This window comes from Nocardia sp. NPDC055053 (assembly GCF_053608285.1).
Genome location: NZ_JBSGVD010000065.1, coordinates 1 through 18,227, shown reverse-complemented (window position 1 = coordinate 18,227; position 18,227 = coordinate 1). Strand labels below are relative to the sequence as shown.

The 18,227-nt window shown below is 70.0% G+C and carries 19 protein-coding genes and 1 pseudogene; 12 read left to right on the top strand and 8 right to left on the bottom strand.

Features of this window, described 5'->3' with window-relative positions; all coding sequences use genetic code 11:
* Window positions 1-101: 101 nt before the first annotated feature.
* Both ACWF82_RS33435 and ACWF82_RS33430 read right to left on the bottom strand, forming a co-directional pair.
* The gene (locus ACWF82_RS33435; RefSeq protein ID WP_379086046.1) at window positions 102-275 is read right to left on the bottom strand and encodes a CsbD family protein; all 174 of its coding nucleotides are present in this window, start codon (window positions 273-275) and stop codon (window positions 102-104) included.
* A gap of 102 nt (window positions 276-377) precedes the next feature.
* A pseudogene (locus ACWF82_RS33430) lies at window positions 378-1,196 on the bottom strand (Orn/Lys/Arg family decarboxylase); the annotation flags it as partial.
* A 97-nt stretch (window positions 1,197-1,293) separates the two neighbouring features.
* Between ACWF82_RS33430 and ACWF82_RS33425 the strand changes: the two are divergent.
* Entirely contained in the window at window positions 1,294-1,800 is a 507-nt protein-coding gene (locus tag ACWF82_RS33425; RefSeq protein ID WP_452507567.1) for a DUF6328 family protein, read from the top strand.
* Between the two features lie 6 nt (window positions 1,801-1,806).
* Here the strand turns inward: ACWF82_RS33425 and ACWF82_RS33420 are convergent, their stop codons facing one another.
* Window positions 1,807-3,942, bottom strand: coding sequence for a catalase (locus ACWF82_RS33420; protein WP_452507566.1), 2,136 nt, complete (start codon window positions 3,940-3,942; stop codon window positions 1,807-1,809).
* Here ACWF82_RS33420 and ACWF82_RS33415 point away from each other — a divergent pair.
* From ACWF82_RS33415 to ACWF82_RS33395, 5 genes are all read left to right on the top strand, one after another.
* On the top strand, window positions 3,941-4,159 hold the full coding sequence (locus tag ACWF82_RS33415) for a hypothetical protein (protein WP_452507565.1): 219 nt from the start codon (window positions 3,941-3,943) through the stop codon (window positions 4,157-4,159). The genes ACWF82_RS33420 and ACWF82_RS33415 overlap by 2 nt on opposite strands.
* Window positions 4,160-4,261: 102 nt before the next feature.
* The gene (locus ACWF82_RS33410; RefSeq protein WP_452507564.1) at window positions 4,262-4,699 is read left to right on the top strand and encodes an anti-sigma factor; all 438 of its coding nucleotides are present in this window, start codon (window positions 4,262-4,264) and stop codon (window positions 4,697-4,699) included.
* 94 nt (window positions 4,700-4,793) lie between these two features.
* The gene (locus ACWF82_RS33405) at window positions 4,794-5,627 is read left to right on the top strand and encodes an RNA polymerase sigma factor SigF (RefSeq protein ID WP_452507563.1); all 834 of its coding nucleotides are present in this window, start codon (window positions 4,794-4,796) and stop codon (window positions 5,625-5,627) included.
* A 72-nt stretch (window positions 5,628-5,699) separates the two neighbouring features.
* A complete protein-coding gene (locus ACWF82_RS33400) occupies window positions 5,700-6,116 on the top strand; it encodes an STAS domain-containing protein (RefSeq protein ID WP_452507562.1) in 417 nt (138 codons plus the stop codon).
* A 95-nt stretch (window positions 6,117-6,211) separates the two neighbouring features.
* Window positions 6,212-6,649, top strand: a complete 438-nt coding sequence (locus ACWF82_RS33395) for an ATP-binding protein (RefSeq protein WP_452507561.1) — start codon at window positions 6,212-6,214, stop codon at window positions 6,647-6,649.
* Here ACWF82_RS33395 and ACWF82_RS33390 read toward each other — a convergent pair.
* From ACWF82_RS33390 to ACWF82_RS33380, 3 genes are read right to left on the bottom strand one after another with little or no spacing between them, the layout of a single operon-like run.
* Window positions 6,615-7,634 carry an iron-containing redox enzyme family protein gene (locus tag ACWF82_RS33390; RefSeq protein WP_452507560.1) on the bottom strand — a complete coding sequence of 340 codons (1,020 nt, stop codon included), beginning with the start codon at window positions 7,632-7,634 and terminating at the stop codon, window positions 6,615-6,617. The two genes, ACWF82_RS33395 and ACWF82_RS33390, sit on opposite strands and share 35 nt — an antisense overlap.
* Entirely contained in the window at window positions 7,631-7,816 is a 186-nt protein-coding gene (locus ACWF82_RS33385; protein ID WP_452507559.1) for a CDGSH iron-sulfur domain-containing protein, read from the bottom strand. Before ACWF82_RS33385 ends, ACWF82_RS33390 begins: the two co-directional genes overlap by 4 nt.
* A 13-nt stretch (window positions 7,817-7,829) precedes the next feature.
* Window positions 7,830-8,552 carry a HemK2/MTQ2 family protein methyltransferase gene (locus ACWF82_RS33380; RefSeq protein WP_452507558.1) on the bottom strand — a complete coding sequence of 241 codons (723 nt, stop codon included), beginning with the start codon at window positions 8,550-8,552 and terminating at the stop codon, window positions 7,830-7,832.
* Between the two features lie 124 nt (window positions 8,553-8,676).
* Between ACWF82_RS33380 and ACWF82_RS33375 the strand changes: the two genes are divergently transcribed.
* Complete coding sequence (locus tag ACWF82_RS33375) at window positions 8,677-9,663, top strand: Acg family FMN-binding oxidoreductase (RefSeq protein ID WP_452507557.1); 987 nt, start codon at window positions 8,677-8,679, stop codon at window positions 9,661-9,663.
* A 4-nt stretch (window positions 9,664-9,667) separates the two neighbouring features.
* On the opposite strand, the gene ACWF82_RS33370 is transcribed toward ACWF82_RS33375, so the two are convergent.
* Window positions 9,668-11,383 (bottom strand): SulP family inorganic anion transporter, encoded by a 1,716-nt coding sequence (locus ACWF82_RS33370; protein ID WP_452507556.1) that lies wholly within the window; start codon window positions 11,381-11,383, stop codon window positions 9,668-9,670.
* A gap of 159 nt (window positions 11,384-11,542) precedes the next feature.
* On the opposite strand from ACWF82_RS33370, the gene ACWF82_RS33365 reads away from it, so the two are divergent.
* The gene (locus tag ACWF82_RS33365) at window positions 11,543-13,279 is read left to right on the top strand and encodes a GAF domain-containing sensor histidine kinase (RefSeq protein WP_452507555.1); all 1,737 of its coding nucleotides are present in this window, start codon (window positions 11,543-11,545) and stop codon (window positions 13,277-13,279) included.
* A 90-nt stretch (window positions 13,280-13,369) separates the two neighbouring features.
* Window positions 13,370-14,233 carry a universal stress protein gene (locus ACWF82_RS33360; RefSeq protein WP_452507554.1) on the top strand — a complete coding sequence of 288 codons (864 nt, stop codon included), beginning with the start codon at window positions 13,370-13,372 and terminating at the stop codon, window positions 14,231-14,233.
* Window positions 14,234-14,243: 10 nt separating this feature from the next.
* Here ACWF82_RS33360 and ACWF82_RS33355 read toward each other — a convergent pair whose 3' ends face one another.
* A complete protein-coding gene (locus tag ACWF82_RS33355; RefSeq protein WP_452507553.1) occupies window positions 14,244-15,317 on the bottom strand; it encodes a magnesium and cobalt transport protein CorA in 1,074 nt (357 codons plus the stop codon).
* Window positions 15,318-15,453: 136 nt separating this feature from the next.
* Here ACWF82_RS33355 and ACWF82_RS33350 point away from each other — a divergent pair, with 136 nt between their 5' ends.
* The 3 genes from ACWF82_RS33350 to ACWF82_RS33340 are packed head-to-tail and all read left to right on the top strand — an operon-like array spanning window position 15,454 to window position 18,193.
* On the top strand, window positions 15,454-16,035 hold the full coding sequence (locus tag ACWF82_RS33350; RefSeq protein ID WP_379085996.1) for a TerD family protein: 582 nt from the start codon (window positions 15,454-15,456) through the stop codon (window positions 16,033-16,035).
* Window positions 16,036-16,095: 60 nt separating this feature from the next.
* Window positions 16,096-16,803: a response regulator transcription factor gene (locus ACWF82_RS33345; RefSeq protein ID WP_379085993.1), complete on the top strand. Its 708-nt coding sequence runs from the start codon at window positions 16,096-16,098 to the stop codon at window positions 16,801-16,803.
* Window positions 16,790-18,193 (top strand): ATP-binding protein, encoded by a 1,404-nt coding sequence (locus ACWF82_RS33340; RefSeq protein ID WP_452507552.1) that lies wholly within the window; start codon window positions 16,790-16,792, stop codon window positions 18,191-18,193. Before ACWF82_RS33345 ends, ACWF82_RS33340 begins: the two co-directional genes overlap by 14 nt.
* The last annotated feature ends 34 nt before the right edge of the window (window positions 18,194-18,227 follow it).

Genomic DNA, 18,227 nt, shown 5'->3' with positions numbered 1-18,227 from the left:
CGCGCCCGCTTCTATCATCGGCTGCTCCCCGTGCACGAGGGGGAGGGCACAGCAGCGGCCCACGGGCGGTAGTCGGCCGGTGGCCCGCGCGAGTCGGCTGGTCAGTCGCGGAAGGCGTCCTTGACCTTCTCCCCCGCGCCCTTCAAGTTCCCCTTGACCTGGTCGCCGCGACCTTCGTTCTCCAGATCACGGTCGTCGGTGGCCTTGCCGGTGGCCTCCTTGGCCTTGCCCGCCAGCTCCTCGGCCTTGTTCTTCGCCTTGTCCGCGATACCCATGTGGCATTCCTTTCAGACAGATCTCTCGGCCACCGCCGGTGGCCGGTGGGCCGTCTTGGGGACCCACAGACCGCCTACCCGGGCCTGCGGGACGCAAACAGGTCAGCTCCCGGCGACGACCCGAATCGCGTGCAAACGGGGATCGCTCGCGTCGGGCACATTCATGCCCGCGGCGACACCGGTGCGCAGGTAGTCCACGACGGCCGCGCCGATGCGCTCGCCCGGCACGATCGCGGGGATTCCGGGCGGATACGGGGTGAGTTGCTCGGCGGCGATCCGGCCTGCCGCCTCCGCGGCGGGCACCAGCTCCGTCGGGGCGAAGAACGCGTCGCGGGGCAGCATCACCGTCTCCAGTTGCAGGTCTTCGGGTGTCGGCAACGCGATCTCGAGCGGCGCGGGCTGGAACACCGAACCCTGTTCGAAACCCATGCCCATCTTGTGCGCGCTCACCACGCAGACATCGGCGCCGACGTCCATCGCCCAGGTGGGCAGGTCGGGGTGGAAGGGCAGGTGCGCGCCCCAGGCTTCGTCGACGATCAGCGGTTTGCCGCAGGCGGGGCACACCTCGGCGATCCCGCGCAGGTCGGCGCAGGTGCCGTAGGGGCTCGGGCTGACGATCAACGCGCCAGCGGCGTCGGGATGGTCGCGCCAGGCCTGGTCGACCTGGGCGGGTGACGGCGGATGCGAGAAGTGCCGCTCGGCGTCCCAGCGCGGGGTGATCCAGTGCGGTTGTACCCCGGAGAAGATCAACCCGGCGACGATCGATTTGTGGCTGTCCCTGGCCACCAGCAGGCCGCCGTCCTTGCCGCCGGCGACGGCCAGCATCGCCGGCTTCACCGACAGCGAGCTGCCGCAGGTGGAGAAGAACGCGGAGTCCGCGGCGACGAGCGGGGCTGTGCTGTGGTCCATGTAGCGGTAGTAGCCGTTCGGCACTGTTCAATCCGGTGCCTGACCTGCCCCTTCCCGTTTCGCGACGACGCCTCGGGGCATGCCCGGAATAGGGCGAAAGGAATCGGCGATGAGCGCGGCGCGCGACGACGCGGAGTGGGACAAGCGGGTTCGCGGCGAGACCGGGATCCAGCGGCTGGATCGGAATTGGGCCGATCTGTTGCAGGAACTGCGGGTCGTGCAGACCGGTGTGCAGCTGCTTACCGGCTTCCTGCTGACCCTGCCGTTCCAGGCCAGGTTCACCATCCTGGACACGTCGATGCAGGTGGTCTACCTGGGCACCGTCGTCGCGTCGGTCGCGGCGACGGTGCTGCTTGTCGCCCCGGTCGCCACGCACCGGCTGCTGTTCCGCAGGCATCAGCTCGCCGACCTCGTAGCGTCTGCCCATCGTTACGCGTTCGCCGGGATGATCCTGCTCGGGGTCGCGCTGACCGGGGTCACCGTGCTGATCTTCGACACCGTGGCGGGCATGTGGGCCTCGATCGCCGCGGGGATCTGTTTCGCCGTGTTGTTCACGGGGGTCTGGCTGATCGGCCCCCTGTATCAACGACGGCGCGAACCGGACAGCTCTGGCTGAGTCTGCTCATGACTCGGGTTCGATGCGGGCCCAGGCGCGATGCTCACCCAGGTCCGTGAGTAACGCGCTGGTGGCCGTGCCGGCGTCGGCGACGGTGATTCCCGGTGCGTCCATGTCGACGCCGTTGCGCTGGAGTATCTCCGCCGCCGCTCCGACTGCCGCGATCGCCTTGCCGTGCCGCCACATCTCATCGACCAGCAGGTCAACCCGTGGATCGAGCGGGCCGCCCAGCAGGATGGCGCCGTCGAATTCGATCGATCGCATGGTGGCGAAGGTTCGCGACACCGGCACACCGTCGACCGCACCGCCGCGCGCCGCGACGACGAACGGGGTCACCTTGGCCTGTTCGAGAGCGGCGGTGACCGCCTCGACGGCGTCGGCGGTGGCGGTGTCGTCCACCAGCACGGCGACGTTGCGGCCGTCGACCGGGAAGCTGCCCTTGCGCTGGGACAACGCGGGGCTCGGCGCGAGTTCGACGCGGTCGGTGTCCGGTGCGGGCAGGTCGAGTCCGAGTTGCCCGCCGACATAGCCTGCCAGCTCGTCGTCGACGTTGACCAGCATCTGCAGGGCACGTCGCCGCACCGTTTCGGAGGTGCACTTGCCGAGTTCGAACGAGAAGGCGTCGGCCAGCCGCTGCCGCTCGCCCTCGGTGAGGCTGCGATAGAACATGCGCGGCTGGGAGAAGTGATCGGCGAACGACACCGCCTCCGGACTGTTGGCCGTGGTCCGCAGTTTGGCGGTCGGTGGCGGGATGGGCGTCGGTGACTCGACATAGGCCTGGCCGGCCAGACTCGCGGCATACGGGCATCCGCCACCCAGCGAATTCGGTTTGTACGGGGCGATACCGGGGTGCACGGCCGTCTGATGCATGCCGTCGCGGAACAGGTCGTTGACGTCGGCGTGCGGGGTATTGATCGGCAGCTGCGCGAAATTCGGGCCGCCGAGCCTGCTGAGCTGGGTGTCGAGATAGGAGAACAGCCTGCCCTGCAGCAGCGGATCGTCGGTGACCTCGATGCCGGGCACGAGATGACTCGGGCAGAACGCGACCTGCTCGGTCTCGGCGAAGAAGTTCACCGGGTTGGCGGTGAGCCGCAGCGTGCCGATCACCTGCACCGGCGCGAGCTCCTCCGGCACGATCTTGGTCGGATCGAGCAGATCGATGCCTTCGAAGAGATGATCGGGCGTGTCAGGGAACACCTGGACGCCCAGATCCCACTCCGGCAGGGCGCCCGCCGCGATCGCCTCGGCCAGATCCCTGCGATGGAAATCGGGATCGAAGCCCGCGGTGAGCTGGGTTTCCTCCCACAGCAGCGAATGCACGCCGAGCCGTGGCTTCCAATGGAACTTCACCAGGCTGGTGGTGCCGTCGGCCGCGACCAGCCGGAAGGTGTGGATGCCGAAGCCTTCCATCATCCGGAACGAACGCGGCAGCGCCCGGTCGGACATGTTCCAGAAGGTGTGCGCGGTGGCCTCGGTGTGCAGGGTGACGAAATCCCAGAACGTGTCGTGCGCGGATTGTGCCTGCGGAATCTCGCGATCCGGCTGTGGTTTGCCCGCGTGGATCACGTCGGGGAACTTGATCGCCTCCTGGATGAAGAACACCGGGATGTTGTTGCCGACCAGGTCGTAGACGCCTTCGTCGGTGTAGAACTTCACCGCGAAACCACGGGTGTCGCGCACGGTGTCGGCCGAACCACGAGAGCCGAGCACCGTGGAGAAGCGGACGAATACCGGGGTCCGCGCGTCGGCGGCGAGGAACTTGGCGCGGGTCAGCTCGGCGGCCGCGCCGTTGGCGACGAACACGCCGTGGGCGGCCGCACCGCGCGCGTGCACGACCCGCTCGGGGATGCGTTCGTGATCGAAGTGGGTGATCTTCTCCCGCAGGTGGATGTCCTGCAGCAGCACCGGTCCGCGCGGGCCCGCCTTGAGGGCGTGATCGGTATCGGCGGTGGGCAAACCCTGGGCGGTGGTCAGCGCGCCGCCCTGCTGGGCGCGGATGCTCGCGTCGCCGGCGATCGGCGCGCCGGTCGGCCCGCGCAGTGCGGGGCCCTCCTGATCGGGTTCGGGACCAGCCTGTTCGCACGGCGTGCCCGCGTCCTCGTCGGGCGGAGCGGGCGGCTGCTGGTGTTCAGGAAGACCCATGATCGCCTCCAGTCGAGTGGATACCGTCTCTGTCGGGACTACCGCGCTGTCCGCCGGGCAAACAGCGGTTGGAGATCAGCGGGTGGGGTATGCGCCGCCTATGGAAATTCTCGTGATCGTGGCTCTGATAGCCGTCGTCGCGGTGGTCCTGGCCTACCGGAAGAGAACCCCGAAGCCGCCGGATGAGCCCGAGGCGACGGGCAACGACCCGAAATAGAGCCTACGACAGGCAGCCGGGATCGACGGGTGGCCACGCGCATGGCGCGGCGCGGCCCGGGTACCCTCCGGCCAGTTGGTGACGGTGGACCAGGGAGGTGGCGTGCGAGCAGACGATCGCGACACCCCACCCCGGTCCAAGACCGTCGGGTTCCGGGTGCCTGCCGAACTCGACCAGCTGACCCTGGTGCACTCGCTGGCCGAGACCGTGCTGCTGGTGCGCGGCTTCGCGCTCGACGAGGTCACCGACCTGATCCTGGCGCTGGACGAAGTAGCGACCGCGCTGATCCTGGTCGCGGCGCCGGACGCTCAGCTCGAGTGCGTGTTCACCACCGGCGACGGCACCCTTGGCGCGCGCATCGCGACGGTGATCCGCACGCCGTCCGCACTCGACGAGGAATCCTTCGGCTGGCATGTCGTCGCGACGCTGACCGACGCGTTGCGCATCGAATACGGCGACTTCGATCCGATCGGCGACGGCTACCCGGCAACCGTCGAATTCGGCTGGATCCGGCGGGTGCACGGACCCGCCGCGACCTGAGCCGATGCGGGCTTCGCTCCGAATAAGACATAGCGGTGGCACCGATGGGTACCCCATGGACATCCGCAACCGTCCGGAAGCGAGGCATCGGCGAATGACATCGGAAGCAACGACAGCCGACAATACGACCACCCGGCGATCCCACTCGCGCGGCGACAGCTACGACAACATCGAGCCCTGGTTCGAGAAGCTGCGCGCGCTGGCACCAGAAGATGAGGACTACGACGCCCTCCGCGAGGAGGTGATCCGGCTGTGCCTGCCGCTGGCCGACCACATCGCGCGCAAGTTCGCCGGCCGCGGGGAACAGTTCGACGATCTCGACCAGACCGCGAGGGTGGGGCTCGTCCTCGCCGTCGACCGCTATGACGTGAGCCGGGGGTCGTCGTTCCTGTCGTTCGCGATCCCGACGATCATGGGTGAGGTACGCAGGCACTTCCGTGACCACACCTGGGCCGTGCGCGTCCCGCGCAGGCTCAAGGAGATCCAGCTCAGGGTCGGGCCGGCCACCGAGGAACTGTCCCAGCGACTGGGCAGGCTGCCCAATGCCCGCGAGCTCGCCGACGCGCTCGAGGTGGATCTGGTCGAGGTCACCCGGGCACTGGTCGCCGCCAACGGCTACCAGACCAACTCCATCGACGAATTCACCCACGACGACCGGGACAACGCCAGCCAGGCGATCACCGACACCCTCGGCGTGGAAGAACACTGCTACCAGCTCACCGAGGACGCGATGACGGTGCGCCCGCTGATCGCCGCACTGCCGAGCGAAGAGCGGCGGGTGCTGGTCATGCGGTTCTACGAGTCCAAGACCCAGAGCCAGATCGCCGAGCAGCTCGGCGTCTCCCAGATGCAGGTTTCGCGGATCCTGTCCAGGACCCTGGGCCTGCTGCGGGAGCAGGCGCTCGCCGAGCAGGCACCGGCGCAGTGACACCGGCGGCGCCGCGTGCCAGAATTGTCCTAGGTTGAGACCTCCAGCCGACCCTGTCGTACAGGAGGTTCTATGGCTGTCGTTCTGGATCGCCGGTTGTCGAGCCGGCTGCGGTGGTATCGCGGGCCGTCGGCGCCCGCCGCGGCCGAGCTCAGTCTGCGCGACCCCGGACGACCAGGCTGCTGGGTACTGAACACCGGCACCGAACTCGACGCGGCGCGGATGCCGCCGTTCTGGGCACTGCTCACCCGCGCGGTGCATTCCAGCGCCCACATCGTCGTGGTGGATCTGCGCGAGACCGAGTTCCTGAGTATCCGGGTCGCCGCCATGCTCAGCACCGCCAAGAGCGAGGCCTGGGCAGCCGGCGTCGATATCCGTCTGCTCACCGGCGGTCGCGAAGTGGAGCGGGCGCTCGACCTGGTCGGCGTCCGGCCGCTGTTCCGGTACTACGAATCCCTCGACGAGGCATCGGAGCCCGGCGAGCACTGAGGGCCGAATCGGTCCACGCGGTGTTTCGGTCCGGCAAATCCTGGGTAGGCGCACGGTGAACCACTCCGGTGCAGTCAGCTCGGGAGGAGGCCACCGTGGATTCGAGCGACCGGATCATTGCACAGTCCAAACACGCGACGTCGATCCACATCACGATCGACGCCGATCTCGAGCAGCTCGTCATGCTGCGGGCCTTGGCCGAAACCGTCGCCCTGATCACCGGTTTCGGCGTCGAGGAGGTCGACGACATCCGCGTCGCGCTCGACGAAGCGGCGACCTGCCTTGCCCTCGGCGCGGTCGCCTCGTCCCAGATCCACTGCGATGTCATCGCCGACGAGTTCCGGATCCGGATCTCGGTGGACGCCCTCTGCGGCGACACCGACCCCGTCGACGAGACGGGAGTCGGCTGGCATGTGCTGCACTCGATCACCGATCATCTGGTCGTCGACCATGATCCGTACGACCAGGCCAGGGGCGGTTATCCGGTGGCTATCACTTTCAGCCGGGTGCGTCGGCTGTTCGCGGATCGGTGATCTCCCGCCGCAGCGAACTGCGGTCCGCGCGCCAGCATTCGAGGACGTGCTCGGCGAATCGGTCTTCGAGCAGGGTCGTCGCCTGGATGCCGAAGACGAGCCCCGCCGCCGTTTCCGGTTCGGCACGAAGCAGTTCGGCGATGACATCGCGGCGCATGACCTGTTCGTGGACGGCGTCGGCGACGACGTGCTCGGTATAGAAGTGCACACACGCCGGATGCGGCAGCAGCGTGCGCGCGATGTCGGCGAGGCGGCGTGAGGCGGGGGACGAGGTGATCTCGGTGGCGGCGAAATGCCCGACCAGGGCGCCGCGCAGGCCGCGATGCAGACCGAACAGCGACATCATGTCGACCAGTGCCAGCATCGGTGCCGGAACCGCGTCGAGGTAGTGCAGGTAGCCGGGGTTCAGGTCGGCGCCAGCCAGCAGGTCGGCGAACAGCTGCGCGTGCACGCGATCGCCGCGGCCGCCGCCGAACTCGTCGAATTCCACCGCGACCAGCGCGGCCTTGGCCTGCCCGCGCAGGCGCGGGATCACCCACGCGTACGGATCGGCCTCGATGTGGTGGTAGATCGAGCGGTGCACGAAGTATTCGCGCAGCTGGTCGGGGGTGCCGTGGTCGGCGAGGAAGCCCGCGACGCCGTCGGTGCCGTCGGTGGGTTCGAGCAGGCGGTCGAGTTCGGCGTCGATGTCGTCGCCGCCTGCGACGTCGGCCGACAGCGCGGCGTACAGCTGCCGTTCCAGGTCGCGACGCAGGCGCAGCAGGTCGGGGTCCCATTCCCAGTTCTCGTCGACCTCGGCGAAGCCCTGGTAGTGCAGTTCGTAGCAGGTGTGCAGGGTCAGCAGGAGATCCTCACCGTAGGGATCGGCGCCATGGGCCGTCGGCACCGCGGAACCCGCTGGGCGCCTGAGCGATTCGACGACGGTGGTGGACAGCTCGCCGCGCGGGGCAGGCAGTGCGCGCCGTGACGTGACGGCGGGGGTCATCGGTCATCTCCCTGATCGCGGCGTCGCCTGCGCCGGTGGCTGGTGTCGCACAGCGGGTAGGTGCTCGACCGGCGGCACAGGCACAGGGCCACCACGAAACGGTCGCAGTGCAGGACCGTGCCGTCGGCGGTGACGACATCGACGGGGCCGTCGACGAGGGCGGGCCCGTCATCGGTGAGCACGATCCGCCGTGGCTCAGGCTGGGTCGCCGACGACGCGGGACGATGTTCGGTCGACACGGATCACCACCAATTCCTCGTATAGCTGGCCGGGTGTGATGAGGCCGCGTGCGGCCAGCCACCCGGCGCGGGCCCGCATGACCGGCCCGAACGGCACGATGCCCTCGGCGATCACCCGCGCGTCCGTCCCGCGGTCGCGTAACTGGCGCACACTGCGTTCCGGGTCGCTGAGCGCCGAATGCACGATCAGCCCGATGCCGCGTTCGGTGAGCAGGTCCGGCAGCGTGTCGCACAGCCGGTCGAGCACGCTGCGCCCGTCTGGTCCCGCGTCCCATGCGAGCGCGCCGCCGCGGCCGGTGCCGTGCTCGGCGGGCACGTAGGGCGGGTTGGCCAGCACCACGTCGAAACGCGGGAGCCGCAGCGCCGCGGCGAAGTCACCGTGCAGCAGTTCCACCGCGACACCGCGCAGCCTGCAGTTCAGCCACGTCGAGGCCAGCGCCGACCGGGACACGTCCACCGCGGTGACGCTGCGCGCCCCCGCCTGGGCCGCGGCCAGTGCGAGGACACCGGTCCCCGCGCACACATCCAGCACCCGGCCGCCGGGCAGCACGGGCAGCCCACGCAGGGCGCGAGCGAGCAGCCAGGTGTCGGCCTGGGGCCGGTAGACACGCGGCGCGCGGATCACCATCACGTCGTGGTACCCCTTTTCCCGCGTCGACAAGGCCTTTGCCCTCGGCATGCCCGTAATCCGGCGAACCAATCCGCGCGGCGTGGCCCGGGCGCGTGATCAGGGACTTTGTGCCTTCCCGGAGGTGCGGAGAGTCCCTGGCGGTCGAGCGGACGAGCGGTTCAGACTGGTTCGTATGAACACTCGGCGAGTTCATGAGGTGCCCGACCATCCCACGGTTCGCGCGGCGATCCGGCTCGGTTGCCGGGCTCCGTCGGTACACAACACCCAGCCGTGGCGGTGGGTGTTCGACGGCACCACGCTCGAGCTGTCGCGTGACCCGGACCGGCGGCTGACGGCCGCCGACCCCACCGGACGGCAGGCGATGATCAGCTGTGGCGCGGCATTGCACCATGTGCGGACCGCGTTCGCCGCCGCCAACTGGTACACCGCGGTCACCCGGCTGCCCGATCCGGACCGTCCGGAGCTGCTGGCCAGGATCGAGTTCGAGCCGTGGCCCGAGCCGCCGATCGGGGAAGTGCGCCGCGCGGAGGCCATCGATCGCCGCTATACCGATCGGCTGCCGATGGAAGCCCCGATCGGCGTGACATCGATCGTGTCCGCGCTGGACAAGCTCGTCGCGCCGCACGATCTCTCCGTCGACGTCCTCCCCGACGACGTGCGCCCCCGGCTGGCGCTGGTGTCCGAGCAGTCCGGCGCGCTGCGCCGCTACGACATGGAGTACCAGGCCGAACTCCGCTGGTGGGCCGGGCATCCCGAGCGGTCCGAGGGCGTGCCGCCGTCGGCGCTGATCTCGGAGTCCGAACGCGCCAGGGTCGGCGTCGCCCGCGCGTTCCCCACGCTGGAGCGTTCGGCCCGGCGCGGTGAGCTCGACGATCACGCTCGCCTGGTGGTGCTGAGCACCGGTGACGAGTCGCCGCCGGCCTGGCTGCGGACCGGTGAGGCGCTCTCGGCGGTGCTGCTCGATTGCACCGCGTCGGGACTGTCGACCTGCGCGCTGACCCACATCACCGAACTCACCGCGGGCAGGCGCCTGCTCGCGAGCCTGATCGGCCATCCCGGCGTGCCGCAGGTCGTGGTCAGGATCGGCATCGCCCCCGAGGACGCGCAGCGCCCGCCCACCCCGCGCCGACCGCTCACCGAGGTGCTGACCGAGCGGTGACCGGTCATGGGCCCGCCTCGCCCGATTCATCGGCGGCTCGAAAGGCCTCGATCGCCGTCGGCAAGGTGGGGAACAACCGGTCGGCGCCGATCCGCTCGGTGAGGCCGGACGCGTCCAGGTCGACGCGCAGATCCTGTTTGACCCGCGCCATCGCGAACACCACCCCGCGCGCGGTCAGCTCGGCGCGCACCTGTTCCACGGCGTCCAGGGCGGTCAGGTCGACCTCGACATTGGCTTCGACATTGAGCACGAACCAGCGCACCGGTTCCCCGCTGCGCCGCGCCCACCAGTCGACGGCGGCCAGCGCTCCCTGCCGGAAGTCCTCGGCATTGGCGAAGAACAGCGGTGCGTCGTAGCGGTACACCACCAGTCCCGCAAGGGGTTTCGCCTCCGGATAGTCGTCGACGTCATGCATGCCCGCGAGATCGGGGACGAAGCCGAGGATCGCGTCGTGGCCACGGGCGATCCGGCGCAACAGGTCGAACACCGACAGCGCGATGGCGACGAGCACGCCGTAGAGGACACCGAGCACCAGCACGGCGCCCGCGGTGACCAGCGCGAGGAACAGTTCGCTGAGCCGGAACCGGGCGATCCGGCGGAACTCGCGCACATCGATCAGCCGCAGCGCCGCGTACACGACCAGCGCGCCCAGCGCCGCGACGGGAAACTGCGCGAGCACACCGGTGGCACCGAACAGCACGACGAGCACCGAGGCGAGGGTGACCAGCGCGTAGAGCTGGGTGCGCGCCCCCATCAGGTCGGCGATGGTGGTGCGGCTGCCGCTGCAGCTCACCGGGAATCCGTGGGTAAGCGCGGTGGCCACATTCGTCGCGCCCAGTGCGGCGAGTTCGGTGTTGACCTGCACATGCTGTCCGTGCCGTGCGGCGAAGGCGCGCGCGGTCAGCGCGTTGTCGGAGAAGCCGACCACGGCCAGGCCGGCGGCGGGCAGCAGCAAGGCCATGACGTCGGCCATCGCCATGGCGGGCAGCCCCGGCGTCGGCAGACCGGTGGGGACCTCACCGACCACGCCGATGCCGAATCGCTGCAGCGAGAACACCGCGACCGCCACCGTCGCGGCCAGCACCGCGATGAGCGGGCCTGGCGCGCGCGGCGTCCAGCGGGCCATGATCAGCAAGGCCGCCAGGACGACGAACGCCAGGGCCGCCGTCGCCGGATGCCACTGGCCGAGGTTCGCCACGAACGAGCGCAGCTGCGCCATCGAGGTGACCCCCGTGACCGGCACGCCGGTGACCCGCCCCAGCTGGCCGACGATCATCAGCCCCGCCGTCCCCGCCAGATAACCGATCAGCACCGGCCGCGACAGCAGATCGGCCAGTACCCCGAGCCGGGCAGCCGAGGCAGCCAGGCACAGCACCCCGACCAGCAGCGCCAGCAGCGCGGCCAGCGCCGCGTACCGCTCAGGGTCGCCCGCAGCCAGCGGCGCCAGGGCGACCGCGGTCAGCAGCGCGGTGGTCGACTCGGGACCGACCGACATCTGCCGCGAGGTCGCCAGCAGCGCGTACACCGCCAGCGGCGCGATCGTGGCCCACAACCCGACCACCGGCGGCAGCCCCGCGACCGTCGCGTAGGCCATCACCTGCGGGACCAGATACGCGGCGACCGTCACGCCCGCGACCACGTCCGAACGCAGCCATGCGCGCCGATAGTTCCGGAACTGCCGCAGACCCGGCAGTGCTCGCTCCAACACCGTGGGAAACATTGTGCGCCGTCGCGCGCGGTCCCACCGCCGACGTCACCGGATCGGGACGCGAGCCCCCGGCTCGCGTGAGCTTCGGCCCTGACCGGGCGCCGGTGCGGGGGCATGCTCGGAAACGATGACCTCGCTCGATGTCCGTCGCACCGTGGAAGAATGCGCGGTATGGACGACGAATCGGCAGCCGGTGGCCGGCCTCCGGTGACCGAGACCCTGTCGCAACTGCGTCTGCGTGAACTGCTGTCCGAAGTCCAGGACCGGATCACCCAGATCGTCGACGTCCGCGACCGGATGGACCGGTTGATGGAGGCCATGCTCGTCGTGACGGCGGGCCTCGACCTGGACAACACCCTGCGCACCATCGTGCACACCGCCATCGAACTCGTCGACGCGGGCTACGGCGCGCTCGGCGTGCGCGAGACCGACAAGACCAGCAATCAGCTCGCCGAGTTCGTCTACGAGGGCATCGACGATCGCACCCGGGTGCTGATCGGCGATCTGCCGCGCGGGCACGGCGTGCTCGGCGTGCTCATCGCCGAGCCGAAACCCATTCGGCTGAAAAATCTTTCGGACCACCCGTCCTCGGTCGGCTTCCCGCCCAACCACCCGCCGATGCGCACCTTCCTCGGCGTACCCGTGCAGGTGCGCGGCGAGGTGTTCGGCAATCTCTATCTCACCGAGAAGGCGGGCGGGCAGGAGTTCACCGAGGACGACGAGGTGGTCGTGCAGGCGCTGGCCGCCGCCGCTGGCATCGCGATCGAGAACGCGCGCCTGTACGCGCAGTCGCGGGTGCGCCAGCTCTGGCTGGAGGCGATCCGGGACGTGGCGACCGAACTGCTGGCGGGCAGCGCGTCGGCGGACGTGCTCGAGCTGGTCGCCGAACGTGGCCGCTCCCTGACGAATTCGGTGTGCACGTTCCTCGCGCTGCCCGAGGACCCCGACGTGCCGCACGAGGAGATCACCGAGCTGGTTGTGGTCGCGGCGGCAGGCGCCGACGCCGATGGGCTCGTCGGCCGCGCCATCCCGCTGACGGACTCGCCGGTGGCCGAGGCGTTCCGGTCGGGCAGTCCGGTCACCTCCGACGCCCCCGCCCACGATCCGATCTTCGCCTCGATCGCCGATTTCGGGCCGGTCCTGACCCTGCCGCTGCGCGCGAACGGACTGGTCACCGGCGTGCTGACCACCGTGCTCCCCGCCGGGGTCACCCCACCGAGCCCGGCGGATCAGGCGCTGATGAGCACCTACGCCGACCAGGCCGCGGTGGCACTGCAATTGGCCGACACCCAGCGCCGCATGCGCGAGCTCGACGTGTACGCCGACCGCGACCGGATCGCCCGCGGCCTGCACGATCACGTGATCCAGCGGCTGTTCGCGGTCGGCCTGTCGCTGCAGGGCACGATGCAGCGGGCCAGGACACCCGAGGTGCGCACCCGTCTCGACGAGACGATCGACGACATCCAGGCGATCGTGCAGGACATCCGCTACTCGATCTTCGACCTGCAGTCCAACACCACCACCGACTCCTCGCAGTACCGGAAACGCCTGCACCACATCATCACCGAGATGACCGCCGACACCGGACTGCGTACCACCGTTCGCCTCGCGGGCCCGGTCACCGTGCTCGAGCCACCGCTGTCCGATCACGTCGAAGCGGTGCTGCGGGAGGCGGTGAGCAATGTCGTGCGGCATGCGAAGGCGAGCACGGTCGCGGTGGAACTGGTGGTGCGCGACGAGGTGAGCATCGAGGTCGCCGACGACGGCGCGGGCATCGCACCCGAGGTCACCCGGCGCAGCGGGCTCGCCAACCTCGCCGCCAGGGCCGAGGCCGTCGGCGGCAGTTTCGCTGTCGCCGAGCGCGAGTCGGGCGGCACCGTGCTGCGCTGGTCGGCGCCGTTGACCTGAGCGAGGACCAAAGGCCCTGTGGAGCAGGTCATCCGGCCCTGTCCGGTCACACCGGCCACGGCGCACTGTGGGGAGGACAGAGAGGGTGTCATGTCCTATCCCGAGAACCCTGGCCGCCCGGTCGTCGCGGGAGTCGACGGCTCGCCGCGGTCGCACATCGCCCTGCGATGGGCCGCCGATTTCGCCGCCCATCATCAGGCGGCGCTGCACCTCGTCGCCGCGGTCGAGGTCCCGGTCGAGTACGAGCCGGGGGTCAGCGGTCCGCTCTTCGACGGCGAAATGCTCTACGCCCATGGCGAATCCGTGGTCACGGCCGCGGCGGCGGAGGTCGCTCCGGTCGGCGATCTCGTGATCACGACGTCCGTCGAGGTCGGCGACGCGCGGGCGATCCTGCGCAGGCACAGCGAGTCGGCGCGGCTGGTTGTCGTCGGCAGCCGGGGATTGGGGGCGGTGCGGCGCACGCTGCTCGGCTCGGTCAGCACCGCGGTCGCCCGGCACGCCGCGTGCCCGGTGGCGGTCGTGCCGGAAGCAGCGGCCTCGGTGACGGGTGCGGTGGTGGTCGGGGTCGACGGCTCCGGCGTCAGCGCCGACGCGGTCGCGCTGGCCTTCGACGAGGCGAGCCGTCGTCGCGTGCGGGTGATCGCGGTGCACGCCTGGTCGGAGCTGTTCCGCTACGAATCACGGGAGACGATGCGGGCCGAGGCCGAAGCGGAGCTGTCGGCGAGCCTGGCGGGCTACCGCGAGAAGTACCCGGACCTGCGGGTCGAGCGCATCGTTGTCGAGGACCGGCCCGCCAGGGCCGTGCTCACCGCGGCGGCGGGCGCGCAGCTGATCGTCGTGGGCAGCCGCGACCGCGGCGGTCTCGCCGGAGCGGCCCTCGGTTCGGTCGCCCAGGCCGTCCTGCACGGCGCGCAGTGCCCCCTGATCATCGCCAGGCCGGAAGCCAGGAACTGACCCGGCCCGGTCACAACCACTTGATGCGGCGGAAGGCGACCACCAGGGCAGAGCAGAGGACCGCCATGGTGATCAGCACGGCCGGATAGCCCCAGGGATGGTGCAGTTCCGGCATGTGGTCGAAGTTCATGCCGTAGATGCCGGCGATCATCGTCGGCACGGCCAGGACCGCGACCATGGCGGAGATCCGGCGCATGTCGGCGTTCTGCTGGATCGCGATCTTGGCCACCGCTGCGCTGACCAGCGCTGTCAGCGACTCGTCGAGATCGTTGATGCGTTCGGAGACACCCGCGTGGTGGTCGGCCACATCGCGCAGGTAGCGCCGGACCTCTTTGGACAGCGGGGATTCCGGCCTGGTCAGCGCCTGCAGCGGCAGGGCGAGTGGGCTCACCGCCCGCCGCAGTTCCACGATTTCGCGCTTGAGCTGGTAGATCGACTCGATCGGCAGCCTGCTGCGCGGGGTGAACAGCTCCTCCTCGACCGATTCCACGTCGTACTCCACCGCCTGGGCGACCACGATGTAGGAATCGACGATGCGGTCGGTGATCGCGTGCAGCACGACGCCGGGCCCCAGCGCCATCCGCGCGGGATCCTGTTCGAGCCGGTGCCGCACATCGGCCAGCGCCGAGTGCGCGCCGTGGCGCACCGCGACCACGAAATCGGGTCCGGTGAACACCATGATGTCGCCGGTCTCGACGATCTCGCTGACCGAGTGCATGTCGTGCTCGACGTAGGCGACGGTGCGCATCACGGTCACCAGCGTGTCGTCGTAGCGTTCCAGCTTGGGCCGCTGCCGCCCGTGCACGGCGTCCTCGACGGCCAGCGCGTGCAGGTCGAAGATCCCGGCGATCTCCCCCATCTGGTGCGCGTCGGGCTCGAACAGGCCGAGCCAGACGAAACCCGTTCCCCTGCCGCGGACTTCGGCCATCGCGGCGGCGGGGGTGAACCGGCCGGGCAGTCGTCGCCCGTCCACATAGACACCGCAGTCGACGATCGCCCGCGCCGTCGGGACGGCAGGCCCGTGGACGGGCGGCTCGGCGGCAAGCCGGGAACGACGGAAGCGGAACTGTGGAACGGACGACACCGGCCGATCCTATGCGCAGTCGCGACAGCCGGGCCCGGCGTCGGGTCGGCGCCGGTGGCGTACCGCCCGCCGAGGTCGGTGCCCCGGCGAATTCGCTTGCCCTGCATGCTGCTCCGCGAATCCGTAGCCTGGGAACGTGATTACGCTGAAGAAGGAAGACGGCGCGGCCGACCTCGCCGGCATCACCAAGATGAGTGTGGGGGTGAGCTGGGACCCGTCGGCCGGATCCAGCGGAGGCCTGCTCGGGATGGCGCGGCGCAAGCGCGGTGTCGACCTGGACCTGATCGCCGTGCTGATGCAGGGCGGCGAGCCCGTCCGCTTCGCCGGCCTGGATTCGCTGAACCCGCTCGGCAACGGCGCGGTGGTGCACACCGGCGACGAACAGACCGGCGCGGCGTCCGGCGACGACGAGACCGTGCACGTCGTCTTCGCCGACGTCCCGCCGATCATCGACGCCATCGTCTTCGTCGCCGCGGCGTTCAAGAAGGGCTCCTCGTTCGAGAAGGCCAACAACGTCTCGTTCAAGATCTACGACGCGACCGGCGCCGACAGCCAGCCCGTCGCCGACATCTGGCCGTCGCTGCTCGGCCAGGAGAACGCCAACGCGATCGCGCGGGCCTTCCGCAACGGCCCGGTCTGGCAGCTCGAGGTGCTCGACCGCAAGGGCAAGATCAAGCAGGGCGACCGGCAGGCGCTGCTGCGATTCGCCATCCAGTAGTCATCGTCGCGCCGCGCTCACCCCGCCCGCGTACGGTGGTTGCCGGTACGGAGGGCAGTGATGAGCGCACAGTTGATGATCGTCGAGGACGACACCCGGGTTCGGACGTCGCTGCGGCTGGCGATGGAGGACGAGGGCTACGTCGTCGCCGAGGCCGAACGGGCGGAGGCGGCGCTGGACCAGGTCCGCGACTTCGGCGTCCCCGACGTGATGATCGTCGACCTCATGCTCGGCGGGATGGACGGCTACACCTGCATCCGTGAAGTGCGCCGCGATCACGACGTGCCGATCATCGTGGTCAGCGCCCGCGACGACACCCACGACGTGGTCGCCGCGCTGGAGGCGGGCGCCGACGATTTCGTCACCAAGCCGTTCGAGGTCAAGGAGCTCACCGCCCGCATCCGCGCGCTGCGCCGCCGCACCAGGAACAGCGCCGACCGCGATGTCACCGAACTCGTCCTCGACGCCGCACCCGACCGGCGCCTGATCCTGTGCCCGGAGCGTGGTTCGCTGCGCCTGGACGGGCGCGATGTGCACCTGACCCTGACCGAGTTCCGGTTGCTGTGCGAGCTGGCGCAGAACGACAGCCTGGTGCTGAGCAGGCAGGTGCTGCTCGACAAGATCTGGGACCGTGGGTTCTTCGGCGACGAGCGCATCGTCGACGTGCACGTGCGCCGCCTGCGGACCAAGATCGAACGCGATGCCGCCGACCCGCGCCTGATCGTCACGGTCCGCGGGCTCGGCTATCGGCTCGATGTCCAAGCCTGACGGTTCCCCCCGATTATCGCGGTTCCGTGGTCTGCGTGGCCGGGTCATGGCCGCCTTCGTGCTCGGCGCGAGCGTGGTGGCCGTTGTCCTGGCCGGGTCGGTCTACGGGATCAGCACCGGCTACATGGAATCGCAGCGGGTGCGCACCGTCGAACGTGCCGTCGGCGTGCACACCGAGCTGCTGCGGCTACGCCTGGACGACCCGCGGATCACCGGTGAGCAGGCGCTGGACGCGCTGCGTCTGCCCACCGGCTACATCGCCATCCTGTACCGGGGCGGACGGTGGTCGGCCGTCGGTGTCGACGACGGCTTCGTCCCGCTGACCCCACCGGTGATCGACACGGCCGACGCCATCCCGAGCACCGCCACCCGCGTGCGGCTCGGCGACCAGCCGTATCTGCGGGTGTGGTCCGAGGTCGAGAACGGTGCTGTCCTCTACGAATTCGCGCCGCTGCGGGAACTCGAAGCCAACCTGCGGATGCTGCGCACGATCCTGCTCGCCTGCGCCGTCCTCGCCGTCGCCGTCGCCGCCGCGCTGGGCGCCTGGGCCGCCCAGCGCGCGCTCAGCCCGCTGCGGCAGGTGGCCGCGGCCGCCTCGCGGATCGCCTCCGGTGAACACGCACTGCGCCTGCCGCGCTCCACGGACGAGGATCTGGCGACCACGGTCGAGGCGTTCAACGCCATGGTCGACTCCCTGCAACGCCGTATCGAGCGCGAACGGCGCCTTGTCTCCGACCTCAGCCACGAACTGCGCACCCCGCTGACCACGCTGACCACCACCGCGACCGTGCTCGCCGGGCACCGCGACGAACTGTCCGAGCGGCCGAAAGCCGCACTGGGACTGCTCGTCGAGGAGACCTCGCACCTGCGCGGCCTGCTCGACGACATGCTCGCTCTCGCCCGCGCCGAAGCGGGCATCCACCGCTCCGACCTGTCACCGCTCTCGCCGGCCGAACTGCTCACCCATCTGCTCGCAGGCCGCGGCACCCCACCGGAGCTGCTCGACGTGCGCGACCCCGGCACGGTGCGCGGGCGGCGGATGGAACTCGAACGCGCGCTGGTCAATCTGCTGGCCAATGCCGATCGGCACGGCGGCGGTCTGACCGGGGTAAGAGTGGACCGCGACGGCGCGGACATCAGGGTGATCGTCGACGACGCCGGTCCCGGTGTCGCGCCCGAGGACCGCGAACGCATCTTCGACCGGTTCGTCACGGTGTCGCGGGCGACGGCGGGCACGGGCATCGGGCTCGCCCTGGTCGCCGAGACCGTCGCAGGCCACGACGGCACGCTGCGCTGCACCGAACGACCCGGTGGCGGCGCGAGATTCGTGCTGACCATCCCCGCCTGCGACGAGGTTCGTCATGAGATCTCCCGATCCCCCCGGGGGTAGCACGAAACAGCGGGGCCCGGCGCACTGTCGCGCC